Source organism: Alphaproteobacteria bacterium, assembly GCA_017308135.1.
In the GTDB taxonomy this organism is placed as follows: domain Bacteria; phylum Pseudomonadota; class Alphaproteobacteria; order CACIAM-22H2; family CACIAM-22H2; genus Tagaea.
Genome location: JAFKFM010000008.1, coordinates 137,689 through 152,390, shown reverse-complemented (window position 1 = coordinate 152,390; position 14,702 = coordinate 137,689). Strand labels below are relative to the sequence as shown.

The window sequence follows — 14,702 nt, the reverse complement described above, 5'->3', positions numbered from 1 at the left end:
GCATCGTAGTATTTCCGATGCCTATTCCGCCGCTGGGAGAAGTAATTCCATGAAGAAAATCAAGGTCGCAAACCCGATCGTCGAGCTCGACGGCGACGAGATGACGCGCATCATCTGGAAGTTGATCCGCGAACGCCTGATCCTTCCCTATCTCGACGTCGATCTGAAGTACTACGACCTTGGCGTCGAGTATCGCGACAAGACCGACGATCAGGTCACGATCGACGCGGCGAACGCGATCAAGAAGTACAAGGTCGGCGTCAAGTGCGCGACGATCACCCCCGACGAAGGCCGGGTGAAGGAATTCAATCTCAAGAAGATGTGGAAGTCGCCCAACGGCACGATCCGCAACATTCTGGACGGCACGATCTTCCGCGAGCCGATCATCTGCAAGAACGTGCCGCGCCTGGTGCCGGGCTGGACGCAGCCCATCGTCATCGGCCGCCACTCCTTCGGCGACCAATATCGCGCGACCGATTTCGTCGTGCCGTCGGCGGGCGAGCTGACCATTTCCTTCGTCTCGAAGGACGGCAAGACGAACATCAACCACAAGGTCTTCGACTTCCCGGGTTCGGGCGTGGCGATGGCCATGTACAACGTGGATGAATCGATCCGCGGCTTCGCGCGCGCTTCGCTCAATTACGGCCTCGCGCGCAACTATCCGGTCTATCTCTCGACCAAGAACACGATCCTCAAGGCCTATGACGGCCGCTTCAAGGACATCTTCCAGGAAGTGTTCGACGCGGAGTTCAAGGACAAGTTCCAGGCGAAGGGCATCACCTACGAACATCGCCTGATCGACGACATGGTCGCCGCGGCGATGAAGTGGTCGGGCGGCTTCGTGTGGGCCACCAAGAACTACGACGGCGACGTGCAGTCGGATACGGTCGCGCAAGGCTACGGTTCGCTGGGTCTGATGACCTCGGTGCTGACCACGCCGACCGGCGACTGCGTGGAGGCGGAAGCCGCCCACGGCACGGTCACGCGCCACTACCGCGAGCACCAGAAGGGCAAGGAAACGTCGACGAACCCGATCGCGTCGATCTTCGCCTGGACGCGCGGCCTCGCCTATCGCGGCCAGTTCGACAACACGCCCGACGTCAGCGACTTCGCCAAGCTGGTGGAAAAGGTGTGCATCGATACCGTCGAATCCGGGTTCATGACCAAGGATCTCGCGGTGCTGATCTCGCCCGACCAGCCGTGGCTGACGACGACCAAGTTCCTCGACAAGATCGACGAGAACTTGAAGAAAGCCTACGCCTGAACCGTCCACGAGGGTTCCGGCCGCGAACGGCCCGGTGTTCCGCACCGGGCCGTTTCGTTGACGGTCGGCGGAATTGTTGCGACCGCCTCGCCTTTCGCGCACTCTCGAAACGTCGAATCTTTCGCGGGATATCCGGCAAACTGTGGTGACCTCGTTCGTGCAACGCCCGACCTTTCTGCGCGCGCCCGACGGCGCCGGCGGCGGCGGTTTGCCGTTGGGCGAGCATGTTCTGGTCGATCTCGATACGCCCCTGCCCGCGTTCGACAAGCCCGGCGCCAAAGCCTACGCGGCCGTCGATAAGCGCTTCGCCGACGCCCAGCACGTTGCCTTCGTGTGCGAGCCCGATCGTTCGGTGCGCATCCGGGCGGCGCAGCGCTTACGCGGTATTTCGCGCTCGGGCATGCTCGCCATCCTCGAAACAGGCGTGCTCCAGCGGCCGGGTGCGAGCGACGCTTATGCCGTCGTCATGGAAAAGCCGGTCGGTCCGCCGCCGCCGCGCCGCATGTGGTCGGGCTGGGCGCCGCGCACGCTGGTGCAGAATTTCCTGAAGCCGGTCGCCCTCGTACTCAAAGACATGTCGGATCGCGACGAGATCCACGGCTCGATCCGCCCCGACAACGTGTTCATGCAGGATACGCGCGGACAATTGCTTACCCTCGGCCCTTGCGTGCTCGGGCCCGTCGGCTACGACCAGCCGGCGGTGTTCGAGCCGATCGAACGCGCCCTTGCGACGCCCGACGGCAAAGGCCCCGGCGGCGCGCTCGACGACATGTTCGCGCTGGGCATGACGCTTTACTGCTTCGCGACCGGGAAATACCCGGGCGAAGGCCAGAACCCCGACGCGCTGATGGCGCGGCGCATCGCCTACGGCTCGATCGGCACGATGATCGACACGTCGCAGATTCCGTCGGAAATTTTCGATCCGATCACGGCGCTGATCGACGACGATCTCAAATCGCGCTGGACGCTCGCCACGCTGCTCGATTGGATCGCCGGGCGGCGGCCGACCTTGCCAACCAAGAAGACGATCGCGCGGCGCGGATCGCCGTTGAAGATCGGCTCGGTCAGCGCGCTGGAACCCGCCGAACTCGCCTTCGCCTTGCATCGCTTCCAGAAAGAAGGTCAGGCGGCCGTCACCGGCGACGACGTGACGAACTGGATCCGCGATAACGACGTGCAGCGCGTCGCGGCCCTCGCGGGCGAAGACAAGACGCAAGTCAACGCGCCGCCGCCCGAAGTGATGCTGTCGCGCACGGTGATGCGTCTCGATCCGCACGGGCCGTTGCGGTATCGCGACCTCGCCTTCCATCCCGGCGGGGCGGGTGCCGTCGCGCATGCCGCGATGCTCGATCCCAACAAGCGCGGCCAGTTGGAGGAGTTCTTCTCCTGGCGCCTCGCCCATGTCTGGTCGAAAGCCGCCAATTCATTCGGCCTGCTCGACGAAGAAGCGCGCAAGCTTTTGGAGGTCGAAGACCGCATCTCCAACAAGGTCGACAAGCTGGAAGCGGCGCTATATCGCCTCAACGCCGACGCGCCGTGCCTGTCGCCCGCCGTGCAAGGCAAATGGGTCGATCAGGCGGGCGATCTGCTCGACTTCATCGAGACGTCGATCGGCCAAGGCAAGATGGATTTCGACGGCCATGTCGTCGCGTTCCTGGGCGCGCGCAGCGGCATTTCCGCCGCCGATATCGGCGCGCTCAAAAGTTTCGACGGCAAGGATCAGCGCCGCGCCGCCGCCGTGCTGAAGGCGTCGATGCGTTTCGCGGTCGACGCCAAGGGCAAGAAGCTGCCCAACCTCACCAAGCTTTGCCATGATGCGGCGAAGACGATGATCAACCGGCTGAAGAAGCCCGAATTGCGCGAACGCAAACTCGCGGAATCCGACGCGCTGGCGAATGCGGGCGATATTCCCGGCCTCGTCGATCTCGCGACCGATCCCGACGTGTTCGGCCAGGATCAGGCCGAGTTCGCGGCCGTGAAATCGGAATTCGACACCAATCAGCGCGTGCTCGACCATCGCGAAGCGATCGTCGACGCGACGCGGCGCATCGGCCGCGACAAGGGCCAGGAAATCGCGCTCGCCGTTCTATCGGCGCTGGCGGTCGGCACGCTGCTGGCACAGCTTTATTTCTGGGTGATGGCGCGATGAGATCGCTCGGCTTCCGCGGAATCCTGATCGCTCTCGCCATTCTCGGCGCCACGGTGCTTGCCGTCGCGGTACTGATCCTGAAGCCCGCGCTGCTCGCCTATATCATCGGCGTGTTCACGCCGTGCGCGGCCGTCTACATCATGGAAGGCAGCAAGCGGCGCTTCGCCTGGATCGGTTCGGCGGCGATGACGCTGGCCGCCGCCGGCCCGGTCGTGCTGGCGGGCTTGCTCGACAACACGCGCTTCATCATGGGCGATATGTGGGCCTGGGGCGTGCCCGTCGCCGCCGGAATGGCGGGGACCGCCGTCGCCATCATCGTGCCCGCGATCGGCGAAGCGATCACCACGCGCGAACAAAAGGAACAGTTCGCGATCCTGGAAGAGCGTCAAACCGCGCTGATCGGCGAGTGGGGCGAGTCGATCAAAGAACCGCTGACTCCACCGGGTTGAGGTCCGCCATGCCGCTTTTCCGCCGATTGTCGCTTGCCGTCGCTTGCCTGTTGCCCCTCGCCGCTTGCGGTGGCGGCGGCGGATCGACCGTCGCGGCCGATGGCACGCCCGCATCGTCGCCCAAAGGCGATATCGTTCTCGCGAATATGGGCTCGTACCATGTCGGCGGGCGCGCGGTGACGATCGTGGGCAAGCCGGTGCGCGACGTGCAGTTCACGCCCGGCGGGCCGATCGCGCGCATCGATCCCAATGGCACGTTCCTGGTCGAACACATGTACGCGCAATGGTTCGAACCGCGCTGGAAGCGCGGTGCCGCACCGCTGGTGCTGATGCATGGCGGCGGCATGACGGGCGTGCAGTACGAAACCACGCCCGACGGGCGCGATGGCTGGCTCAATTTCTTCCTGCGGCGCGGCTGGACCGTGCACAACGCCGACGCGGTCGAACGCGGGCGCGCGGGTTGGGCGCAATTTCCCGATATCTTCCGGGGCGAGCCGGTGTTCCTGGCGCAGCCCGAAGCCTTCGAGCGCTTCCGCATCGGCGACGGGCCCGGCTCCTTCGCCAAGCGCGAGGTGCTGGCCGGCAATCAATTCCCGGCCGATACCTACGACCAGCTCGTGCGCCAGATGGTGCCGCGATGGACCTCGACCGACGACGCGATCACCGAAGCCTATATCGCGCTGGTCGACCGCAGCTGCCCTTGCGTGCTGGTGGCGCATAGCCAGGCCGGGCAATTCGCCTTCCGCGCGGCCGAAGCGCGGCCCGACAAGGTGCGCGCGATCGTGGCGATCGAGCCGACGGGTTTCGGCGATCCCGGCCGTGCGGCCGAGATCAAGGGCGTGCCCGTGTTGGCGATCTACGGCGACTACATCGAACAGGATACGCGCTGGCCCGCGATCAAGGGCAATGGATTGCGCTATTTCGAAGTCTTGCGCGCCGCCGGCGCGCAGGTCGACGTGCTCGACCTGCCGCGCGGCGGGATCGCGGGCAACAGCCATATGCCGATGATGGACAAGAATTCGGACCAAGTCGCCGAGCGCGTGCAGGATTGGCTGATGCGCCGGGGCTTATGGCGCTGAATCACTTCGGCGCGAACCAGCCTTCGACCTTGCCGCGCGCCCACGGCGCCACGAAATAGACCGTGGGTGCCGCGACGATCCAGGAATAGAACCACGCATGAATCCACGCGTCGAAGAACGCGGCGGGATCGGCAATGACGTCGGCGGGGCCGAGAACACGGACCGTCGAAATGCACGACACGATCGCCGTCATCACGACGGTCAGCAGGCCGGAAAACGCCAGCCGGATCTTCAACGCGGTGCTCATGCCGCCCTCACCTTTCGCTCCCGCCACAGCGCGTAAAGCCCCGCCGCGACGATCAACGCCATGCCGCACCACGCGTAGACATCCGGCAGATAACCCCAGACGGCCCAGCCCAGCAGCGTCGTGCTGATAAGACCCGTGTAGCGGAACGGCGAAACGACGGTCACCTCGCCCAAGCGCATCGACAGAACCATGCAATACATCCCCGTGCCCGAGATCAGCGCGGAGGCGAAAACCACGAACCACGCGAAGCCCGGCATCGGCACGAAGCCTTGCAAAAACGCGACCGCGCCGCCGAACAAACCGACGGAAGCCAGCGTCACGAGCGTCACGACCGCCGAGGGTACGTATTGCGGAATGCGCCGCGTGATGACGTCGCGAACGGCGCAGAGAACCGCCGACAGGAACGACACGGCGAGCCAAATGTCGAACCCTTCCGCGCCGGGGCGCAAAATCAGCAGCACGCCGGCGAAGCCCGCCAGAATGGCGCCGACGCGCCGCCAGCCGAAACGCTCGCCCAGCAGCGCCGCCGCGACCGGCAACACCAGCAACGGTGTCGCCATATTGATCGTGGCGTTGAGCGCGAGCGGGATATGCCCCAGCGCCGCGATGAAGCAGAAGGCGGCGACCGCCTCGATCAACCCGCGCAGCACCGTATGCGGCTCGATGAACGCGCGCGGCTGGGCGAAGCCGCCCGATCGCCAAACCAGAAACGAGCCGGCGATCACCAGAATGATGCCGCGCACGAACAGCAACTGGCCGGCGGGCACGTCGGCAAGGGCGAGTTTCATGATCGTGTCGGAGAAGGCGAACAGCGTCATCGCCACGACGACCGCCAAAATGCCGTTGCGGTTGCCCGGGGTCACGGCGCGCGTCCCGCGCGCACGCGGCTGCGATGCAGCGCGTAAATCCCCGACGCGACGATCAGCGCCATACCCGTCCAGGTCAGCGCATCGGGCAGATAATCCCACAAGACCCAACCCGCGAATGCAGAACCGATCAGCCCGGCGTAGCGAAAGCCGCCGACCAGCGACAACTCGCCCACGCGAAATGCCGCGACCTGAAGCGTGTAGCCGCCTGCGACCGCGACCGTCGCGATCGCAATCAGGCCCCAGCTTTCGAGCGACATCGCCGTCCAGCCCGTCGCGATCGTGCCGATCACGCCGACGGTCATCATCGAGGCCGACATCAGCAACGTGACCAGAACTGTGGGGATATGCGACGACAGCATCCGCGTGATCGAATCGCGGAACGCGAATACCCAGGCCGATGCGAACGACGCCAGCAGCCATGGATCGACGCCCGCGGGCGACGGCTTCAAAATCAGCATCACGCCCGCGAAGCCGGCGAGCAGCGCCGCGATGCGCCGCCAGCCGACTTTTTCGCCCAGCAACAGCATCGCGAAGGGGATCGTCAGCAGCGGCACGGCCTGGTTCAGCGCCGCCGCCGTCGCCAGCGGGATATGCGCCAGCGACAGCATGAACAGCATCGATCCCACGACCTCCGCCACCGTACGCAGCATCATCTTGGGATCGCGCAGCGTCGAAATCTTGGCGAAGGCGCCCGCCCGCCACGCGATCAAACAGAACAGCGACGTCGCCAACACGCCGCGCACGGCGAGCGCCTGGATCATCGGAATGTTCTGGGCGGCGAGTTTCATCGCCGCGTCGTTGGCGACGAAGATCGTCATCGCGCTTGACAGCAGCAGCGCGCCACGCGCGTTGTCGGAAAGAATCATTTATCTCGTCTGACGGTTTCTCCGGCGCCTTCTTAGCAGCCCGTCAGGCGATCCGCCATGGGGCATGGCCGAACCTGCCTTGCAGGAATTCGACGAACGCCGCCGTTTTCGGCACCCGATTGCGCGTTTGCGGATAGACGGCCCAGATCGTCACCGGATCGCGGACATGCCAATCCGTCAGGATCGGCACCAAGCGGCCGTCGCGGATCGCGTCGATCAGCGCGAAATCGCCCATTCGGATGACGCCAACGCCCGCGATGCCGAGATCGAGCATCGCGTTGGCGCTGTCGACGCTCGCCGGGCCCGTCACTTCGACGATGCCCGATTTGAACGGCCAATGCGCGAGATGCGGAATGTCGGACATGGTCACGCAATCGTGGTCGCGCAGATCCTCCGGCCGCTTGGGCACGCCGCGCCGGGCAAGATAAGCGGGCGACGCGCAAATCGTGCGGCTCACCTCCGCGATGCGCCGCGCGACCAAACGGTCGTCGACGACTTCGCCGATCCGGATCCCGACATCGTCGCCGCTCTCGATCAGATCGACGCGCTTATCGACGAAGGATAGCTGCACGCGCAGATCGGGATTGCGCGCCAGGAATTCCGGCAAGGCGGGGACCAGCTGGTGATAGCCGAACGCGTTGCCGGTGTTGATCTTCAGCACGCCGCGCGGCCGCGCGCGGAAACCCGCGACCTCCAACTCCGCTTCGCGGATATCGGCGACGATGCGCCGAGCGCGCGCGTAATAGGCTTCGCCTTCGGGCGTCAGCGTCACGGTGCGCGTCGTGCGCGCCAGCAAGCGCACGCCAAGCCGCGCTTCCAATCGCCCGACGAGCTTCGACAACGCCGACGGCGTGAGCTTCATCGCCCGCGCGGCGGCCGAAAACCCGCCCCGCTCGACCGCGGCGACGAAAGCGGCCATTTCCCCCGATTGATCCATACCGGCCCCATTTGTGACGTTGGTTCACAAATGATAGGCCAAAATCGGTGATTATCGCCAGCGGCGAACCCTAACAAGCTCCAGTTACGCAATCCCGTTACCGCCGCCTTGGAGCTCCCCCATGCCGCAGATTTCCGCCGCCGAACTCGAGTTCCACATCGCCAACGCGCGCACGCTGCGCGCGCAAGCCTTTGGCGCGGTCTTCGCCAAGATCGCGGCTTTGTTCCGGGCGGTGCCCGAACAGATCGCGCCGGCGGCGTTGAATGCCCCGTGCAAGCGCACGGTCATTTCCTGATCGTCACCAGCCAGATTGCGACGAAGGCGGCGCTCAACGCGGCGAACAGCGCCAGCGTCACGCCGTCATAGCCGCCGGAAATGCGCCACAGCGCGGCCGCGATCCCCGGGGCGAGTGCCCGCGACAAATTGAACGGCAGCGCCAGCGCCCCGTTGACGGTCGCGTAATCGCGCGGGCCGAACAGCTCGGGCACGATCGTGCCGCGCACGATCGTCATCAACCCGTTACCGATACCGTAGATCGCGGCGAAAGCGAGCAGCGGCACGAGCGCGTCGATCCCGCTGACCAGCAACGCCATCGCCATCAACAAGCAGAAAATCGCGACCCGCGCGGTCAACCGCCCGTCGACGCGCGCGCCCAGCACCATCAGCGTCAAGCGCCCGACGACTTGCATCGGCCCGATCGCCGCCCACACCAGCACGATCGTATCAGGATCGACGCCACGTTCGCCCAGCAAGCCGATCAGGTGGAACGTCACCACGCCGATCGCGAAATTATACGCGATATAGACGAAGCCCAATCCCCAAAACGCCGGCCGGCGCGACGCCGCCGCCAAAGCCGAACCGGTTTGCGTCGCATCGGCCGCTTCGGCCGCGACGCCTTTGGCGCGGGCGCCCCGCAGCCAGTAGAAATTGATCGAGCCGCACGTGATCGCGGTCAGACATCCCGTCGCGATCAACGCGTTTCGCCAGCCGAAGGCCTCGTTGAGATAATGCATCAGCGGCACGAAGACGGTGATCGAGAAGCCGCCGATCAGCGTCATGGTCAATATGCCGCGCCGCCAGTCGCGGACATTCGCCGCGACGACCGCGAATGCGGGATCGTAAAGCGAGCACGCGAACGCCATCCCCATCGCGACCCACAGCGCGTAGAATTGGGGCAGCGTTTCGACGAACGCCCAGGCGACCATCAACAGACCGCCGGCGATCGATCCCAGCGTCATCGGCCAGAACCCGCCATATCGGTCCATCCACGCGCCCACGGGCAGCGCCGACAGGCCCGAAACGACCAACCCGAGCGTCAACGCCCCGTAGATCTCGGGCTTCGTCCAGCCGAGATCGCGTTCCATCGGCCCCGCGATCACCGCGAAGCTGTAGTAGAGCGCGCCGCCCACGATGAGCTGGGCGATCGAAAACCAAACGACGAAACGCATCTCCTTCATGAAGCGCGCCGCACCGTCGTGACCGCGAGCATGGCGAGGAAACCCGCCGACAAAAGGCCGAGCAAGATCAGCAGCACGCCGTCATAGCCGAACACGCCCCACAAGGCGGCGGCGGCGACCGGCGCCGCGGCGGCGGCGAATTGATGCGGCACGGTCAAGGCGCCGTTGACTGTCGCATAGGCGCGCGGCCCGAAAATATCGGGCGCGATCGTGCCTTTGACGATCGTCATCAAGCCGTTCCCCGCCCCGTGGAAAAACGCGAACACCAGCAGGGGCGCCAATGTGGCCGCACCCGTCGCCAGCGTCACCATGCCGATCAGCAAGCCCGCCATCGCCACGCGCGCGACGAGCCGCGCGTCGAGCTTGGGTCCGAAGGCGAACAGGCTCATCCGGCCCGCGACCTGCATCGGCCCGATCGTCGCCCAGACGAGAATGATCGTGTCGGGATCGACGTCGCGTTCGCCCAACAACCCGATCAAATGGAAGGTGATCGCGTTGACCGAAAAATTATAGACGAAATAGACGAAGCCGAGCCCCCAGAACGCCGGCCGGCGCATCGCGAGTTTGAGGGCGGATTCGGAAGCGCCGGCATCCGCCTTCTCCGCCGCTTCGCCTTTCGCGCGCGTGCCCCGCAACCAATAGAAATGGATCGCGACGCAAACGGTGAGGTTCACGGCGCCCCAAATCGTCGCCGTCATGCGCCAGCCGAGCAGGTCGTTGATGGTGTGGCCCAGCGGAATGAACGCCGTGCTGGCGAGCCCGCCCAGGAACGTCATGATCAGAATGCCGCGCTTCCAATCGCGCACATTCGCCGCGACGACCGCGAAGCCCGGCTGATAAAGCACGCAAGCGAGCACGGCGCCCATGCCGATCCAGATCGCGTAGAACTGCGCGGGCGTTTGTACGAAGGCCCAGGCGATCATCAGCAAGCCGCCGGCGATCGAGCCGCCGGTCATCGACAGCAAGCCGCCATGCCGGTCCATCCATGCGCCCACGGGCAACGCGACGAGCCCCGAGACCATCAATCCGATCGACGCGGCGGCGTAGATTTCGGTTTTCGACCAGCCGAGTTCGCGCTCCATCGGCCCCACGATCACCGCGAAGCCGTAAAACAGCGTCCCCCAGGAAATCATCTGGGCGAGCGAAAGCCAGATCACCAACCGCCATTCGCGCATGACGAGAAACTTCCCTTCCCCGGGCCCGCGATGCAACATGCCGCCGACTCCTGGGAGAACCAAACATGCCCGACCAACGCCCCGGCGCTCCACGCGAAAAATTCGGTTTCGCCACGCGTGCCGTGCATGCCGGTGCCACGCCCGACCCGACGACGGGGGCGCGCTCGACGCCGATCCACCAGACGACGGCCTATGTGTTCGAGGATGCGGATCATGCCGCCTCGCTCTTCAACCTGCAGACTTTCGGCTATATCTATTCGCGTCTGACGAACCCCACCGTCGCGGTGCTGGAGGAACGCATCGCCAGTCTCGAAGGCGGGCGCGGCACGGTATGCACGAGCTCGGGCCACGCGGCGCAATTGCTCGCCTTCTTCTCGCTGATGGAGCCGGGCGACCGCTTCGTCGCCAGCCGAAATCTCTATGGCGGCTCGGTCACGCAGTTCACCCACGCCTTCAAGAAATTCGGCTGGGGGGTCGATTTCGTCGACCCGTCGGACCCGAAGAATTTCGATGCCGCGATCGGCCCGAACACCAAGGCGATCTTCTGCGAATTGCTCGCCAATCCCGGCGGCGTGATCGTCGACCTGGAAGCGGTCGCGCAAGTCGCGCGCAAGGCGAAGATCCCGCTGATGGTCGATAACACGCTGGCCACGCCTTTCCTGTGCAAGCCCTTCGATTGGGGGGCGGACATTATCCTGCACTCGACGACCAAGTTCCTGTCGGGCCACGGCAACGCGATGGGCGGCGCGGTCGTCGAAAGCGGCAAGTTCGATTGGTTCGCGTCCGGCAAATTCCCATCGATGACCGAAGCCGATCCCGCCTATCACGGCCTCAAATTCGCCGAGACCTTCGGCGATTTCGGCTACACGATGAAAACGCGCGCCGTGGGCCTGCGCGATCTGGGCCCGACGATGGCCCCGCTCAACGCCTATCTCACGATCTCCGGCATCGAGACTTTGCATCTGCGCATGGCGGCGCACGTGGCCAATGCGCAAGCGGTGGCGGCGTTCCTGGCCGCCCATCCGAAGGTCGCTTGGGTCTCCTATGCCGGGTTGAAGTCGAGCCCCTATCACGCGCTCGCCAAGAAATACCTGCCCAAAGGCCCCGGCTCGGTCTTCACCTTCGGTGTGAAGGGCGGCTACGACGCGGGCATGAAGGTCGTGGAGACGGTCGAGTTGTTCAGCCATCTCGCCAATATCGGCGACACGCGTTCGCTCATCATTCATCCCGCCTCCACCACCCACCGCCAATTGACCGAGGAACAGCGCGTGAAGGCCGGTGCCGGCCCCGACGTCATTCGCTTGTCGATCGGCATCGAGAACGTGGACGATCTGATCCGCGATCTCGACACCGCCTTGGCCGCGACATGAAACTCAATCTCGGCTGCGGCAACGCCAAACGCGCCGGCTGGATCAATGTCGATAAATTCGCCGGCTGCGCGCCCGATCAGGTCGTCGATCTCGAGCGTTCGCCCTGGCCGTGGGCGGATTCATCCGTCACCGATGTCGCGTTGATCCACGCGCTCGAACATCTGGGCGCCACGACGGACGGCTATCTCGGCATGATCCGCGAACTCTGGCGCGTCTGCGCCCCCGAGGCCCGAATCGAAATCGTCGTGCCGCATCCGCGTTCCGACGCGTTCCTCAACGATCCCACCCATGTCCGCGCGATCACGCCCGATGGGCTCGCGTTGTTCGACCGCACGCTGAACCGCGAATGGGCGAAGACCGGTGCGGCGAACACGCCGCTCGGCCTTCAGCTCGACGTCGATTTCGCGATCGAGAAGGTCGATTTCCAGCTGACGCCGGAATGGCACAAGCGCCTCGCCGCCGGCGAAGTCGACCGTGCGGCGATCGACGACGCGATCCGCCACTTCAACAACGTGTGCGGTCAGATCGCGATCGTGCTGCGGGCGAAAAAACCGCTGCGCTGATTACTCGGCGGGCTGTGCCGCGAGCGCAGGTTCGGGCTTCGCGACTTTCTTGTCGTCCGGCAGCATCAGCCCGAACAACAGCACCAATACGCCGGCCGCGGCCATGAACACGAACAGCCAGAAGAAATCGCCGTAGGTGTCCTGCACCCAGCCCGCGACAGGCACCGCCATCGCGGCGACGCCCAGCGCCAGAACGAATTTGGCGCCGTAGGCGGTCGCGCGCCAGCTCGCCGGCGTGAAATGCGCGAGCATCGCGTTTTCCGACGGCAGCGACGTGATGTTGAGATAGACGGCCGCCATCGCGACGGCCAGCAGCGGCCAGGATTCCGCATAAGCCGCGAGCAGCAGGCACGGCGTCACGACGAAATAGCACGCGACGTAGACGCGCTTCATCGCGAAGCGGTCGGCCAAACGCCCGCCGATCAATTGGCCGGTCGACGCGATCAAATACACAAGCGCCACCATCGCGCCCGTGCCCAACACGCCGTCGCCGAGCCCCGTCAAACGCTGTTCGAACAGCTTGGGCAGCACGACGCCGAGCGTCGATCCGACGAAGCCCACGCAGGTCATCGTCACCGACAGAATGAAGAAGGCGCGTACCGCGTCGCCCTTGCTGGGTTCGGGCACCGGCTTCGCGTCGGCCTCGACATCGACGACCTTGCCCATACGCCAGGCGGCCCAAAGGCCGAGGCCGATCAATACGGACGTGACGCCCGGCACGATAAAGGCGGCGCGCCACGAAATCGCGTCGGTAAGGGCGGCGGCAACCAACGGCGCCAGCGCGATGCCGACCGCCCCGTAGATGCCGTTCTCGCCCAGCGCACGGCCGCGATTTTCGGCCATGCGGATCAGCCACGCCATGCCAACTGGATGGTAGATCGACGAGAACAAGCCGATCGACGCCAAGCCCAGCGCCAATTCGACGGGCGAACGCGCCAAGCCGGTCGCGACGGTCGCAAGGCCCGTGCCGACGAAAAAGATCGTCATCATGCCGACGGCCGACCAGCGATCGCCGAACCAGCCGGCGGGCAATGCGGCGACACCGTACAGGACCTGGCCCGCCAGCATCAGCACGATCAATTCGCCGTAGGTCATGCTCCAGCTTTTTTCCAGCGCCAGTACGACGGTAGGAAACAGCATCATCAGCAGATGCGAATACGCATGGCCGACGTTCGAGAAGCTGCGCGCGAGCGCGGGCGAACCGGGAATGGATTGGGGCGACATGACGGCGCGCATTTTGCGCGCGGCATTCGATCTACGCAAGATGGGTCGGTCTAAGCAAAACGCGGATTGTCATCTGCGGACCAGTATTGCGCCAGAATCGCGACCCGCACGCGCGACGTCAAATTGCGCGGCGGCGGCGGCGGCACAATGTCCCGCAACAATTCTTCGACCGCTTGGCCGCGCGCGTCCGCGATCTCCTGCAGCGCGGCCCAGAAGATGGGCTCGAGCCGCAACGCAGTGCGCCGTGTGCCGATGCGAACGAAACGCGGCTCGACGATGTCGTCGAGCCGCCGCTTCGCTCCCGCCGCTTTCGCGACGCGCGGGATGTATCTAGTGCTGCCCATCGGCCATCGCGGAGAGCATCGTCTTGATGCGCTGGCGCAGACGAACGTCGCGGATCGCGGCCAAGCGGCGCGCGAGTTTCGCGGTTTCGTCGTCGAGTTTGCGCTCGGCGGCGTCGGGAATCGGCGCGGCCGCCGCGACCTTGGGCTTGCCCAGGCCTTCGAAGAATTCGCCCACCGGCAGGCCGAGGACCGCCGCGAACTGCCACAGACGCGACGCCGACACGCGGTTGGCGCCGTTCTCGTATTTCTGGATCTGCTGGAACGTGATCCCGCAGGCTTGCGCGAGTTCGGTCTGCGACAGACCGAGTTCGATGCGCCGCTTGCGCACGTTGCGGCCAACCTGCACGTCAACGGGGGTCGAACGGCGGGCGGCAACGCGGTCGGCACTCTTCCGGCGGCCATTCAGTTTCTTCGCGGCCATATGACACTTCCTTTGTGCTTGATCGCGCCCGTTGCGCGATTCGACGGAAAATTGCGCCCGCCGCCTGAACGCTCGCTTAAGGTTCCTGAAGCACCCTGTCGCGGCACCCCACGCCGCCCCCGCGCGGCGATCGCCCGGAACATACAACAGTCTGAAATGTCTCGACGAATGCGCTGCACTTGGTGCTTCGCTCACGCTCGGGATAAACTGCGTCTTCCGGTTTCCCGTCGTTACAAAAAGAAACAAGTCCTCAGCATCAATGTCCGCACAACCCATTCCGTTTCCGGT

Annotated in this window: 16 protein-coding genes; 7 read left to right on the top strand and 9 right to left on the bottom strand. The window is 65.0% G+C overall.

What is annotated here, in order from left to right; genetic code table 11:
• Positions 1 to 49 precede the first annotated feature (49 nt).
• The 4 genes from J0H39_08965 (at position 50) to J0H39_08950 (ending at position 4,941) form a co-directional block, all read left to right on the top strand.
• The gene (locus J0H39_08965) at positions 50 to 1,264 is read left to right on the top strand and encodes an NADP-dependent isocitrate dehydrogenase (protein ID MBN9496875.1); all 1,215 of its coding nucleotides are present in this window, start codon (positions 50 to 52) and stop codon (positions 1,262 to 1,264) included.
• Between the two features lie 145 nt (positions 1,265 to 1,409).
• Positions 1,410 to 3,413, top strand: coding sequence for a hypothetical protein (locus J0H39_08960; protein MBN9496874.1), 2,004 nt, complete (start codon positions 1,410 to 1,412; stop codon positions 3,411 to 3,413).
• On the top strand, positions 3,410 to 3,862 hold the full coding sequence (locus J0H39_08955) for a hypothetical protein (GenBank protein MBN9496873.1): 453 nt from the start codon (positions 3,410 to 3,412) through the stop codon (positions 3,860 to 3,862). The genes J0H39_08960 and J0H39_08955 overlap by 4 nt, the downstream gene beginning before the upstream one ends.
• Positions 3,863 to 4,008: 146 nt before the next feature.
• Positions 4,009 to 4,941 (top strand): alpha/beta fold hydrolase, encoded by a 933-nt coding sequence (locus J0H39_08950; GenBank protein MBN9496872.1) that lies wholly within the window; start codon positions 4,009 to 4,011, stop codon positions 4,939 to 4,941.
• Position 4,942: 1 nt separating this feature from the next.
• On the opposite strand, the gene J0H39_08945 is transcribed toward J0H39_08950, so the two are convergent.
• The 4 genes from J0H39_08945 to J0H39_08930 are packed head-to-tail and all read right to left on the bottom strand — an operon-like array spanning position 4,943 to position 7,842.
• Positions 4,943 to 5,188, bottom strand: coding sequence for a DUF2798 domain-containing protein (locus J0H39_08945; GenBank protein MBN9496871.1), 246 nt, complete (start codon positions 5,186 to 5,188; stop codon positions 4,943 to 4,945).
• Positions 5,185 to 6,051, bottom strand: coding sequence for a DMT family transporter (locus J0H39_08940; GenBank protein ID MBN9496870.1), 867 nt, complete (start codon positions 6,049 to 6,051; stop codon positions 5,185 to 5,187). The genes J0H39_08945 and J0H39_08940 overlap by 4 nt, the downstream gene beginning before the upstream one ends.
• Positions 6,048 to 6,923, bottom strand: coding sequence for a DMT family transporter (locus J0H39_08935; protein MBN9496869.1), 876 nt, complete (start codon positions 6,921 to 6,923; stop codon positions 6,048 to 6,050). The genes J0H39_08940 and J0H39_08935 overlap by 4 nt, the downstream gene beginning before the upstream one ends.
• Before the next feature lie 43 nt (positions 6,924 to 6,966).
• Entirely contained in the window at positions 6,967 to 7,842 is an 876-nt protein-coding gene (locus tag J0H39_08930) for a LysR family transcriptional regulator (protein MBN9496868.1), read from the bottom strand.
• A 139-nt stretch (positions 7,843 to 7,981) separates the two neighbouring features.
• Here J0H39_08930 and J0H39_08925 point away from each other — a divergent pair, with 139 nt between their 5' ends.
• The gene (locus J0H39_08925) at positions 7,982 to 8,155 is read left to right on the top strand and encodes a hypothetical protein (GenBank protein MBN9496867.1); all 174 of its coding nucleotides are present in this window, start codon (positions 7,982 to 7,984) and stop codon (positions 8,153 to 8,155) included.
• Here J0H39_08925 and J0H39_08920 read toward each other — a convergent pair.
• On the bottom strand, positions 8,145 to 9,317 hold the full coding sequence (locus J0H39_08920; protein ID MBN9496866.1) for an MFS transporter: 1,173 nt from the start codon (positions 9,315 to 9,317) through the stop codon (positions 8,145 to 8,147). The genes J0H39_08925 and J0H39_08920 overlap by 11 nt on opposite strands.
• Entirely contained in the window at positions 9,314 to 10,492 is a 1,179-nt protein-coding gene (locus J0H39_08915; protein ID MBN9496865.1) for an MFS transporter, read from the bottom strand. The genes J0H39_08920 and J0H39_08915 overlap by 4 nt, the downstream gene beginning before the upstream one ends.
• A 65-nt stretch (positions 10,493 to 10,557) precedes the next feature.
• Between J0H39_08915 and J0H39_08910 the strand changes: the two genes are divergently transcribed.
• Both J0H39_08910 and J0H39_08905 read left to right on the top strand, forming a co-directional pair.
• Positions 10,558 to 11,862 carry an O-acetylhomoserine aminocarboxypropyltransferase gene (locus tag J0H39_08910; protein MBN9496864.1) on the top strand — a complete coding sequence of 435 codons (1,305 nt, stop codon included), beginning with the start codon at positions 10,558 to 10,560 and terminating at the stop codon, positions 11,860 to 11,862.
• Complete coding sequence (locus J0H39_08905) at positions 11,859 to 12,425, top strand: hypothetical protein (GenBank protein MBN9496863.1); 567 nt, start codon at positions 11,859 to 11,861, stop codon at positions 12,423 to 12,425. The genes J0H39_08910 and J0H39_08905 overlap by 4 nt, the downstream gene beginning before the upstream one ends.
• On the opposite strand, the gene J0H39_08900 is transcribed toward J0H39_08905, so the two are convergent.
• Genes J0H39_08900 through J0H39_08890 form a run of 3 tightly spaced genes read right to left on the bottom strand, consistent with a single transcriptional unit; the run spans position 12,426 to position 14,414 of the window.
• Positions 12,426 to 13,649, bottom strand: coding sequence for an MFS transporter (locus J0H39_08900; GenBank protein MBN9496862.1), 1,224 nt, complete (start codon positions 13,647 to 13,649; stop codon positions 12,426 to 12,428).
• A 50-nt stretch (positions 13,650 to 13,699) separates the two neighbouring features.
• Positions 13,700 to 13,993, bottom strand: coding sequence for a ribbon-helix-helix domain-containing protein (locus J0H39_08895; protein ID MBN9496861.1), 294 nt, complete (start codon positions 13,991 to 13,993; stop codon positions 13,700 to 13,702).
• On the bottom strand, positions 13,980 to 14,414 hold the full coding sequence (locus J0H39_08890; GenBank protein ID MBN9496860.1) for a helix-turn-helix transcriptional regulator: 435 nt from the start codon (positions 14,412 to 14,414) through the stop codon (positions 13,980 to 13,982). The genes J0H39_08895 and J0H39_08890 overlap by 14 nt, the downstream gene beginning before the upstream one ends.
• Between the last annotated feature and the right edge of the window lie 288 nt (positions 14,415 to 14,702).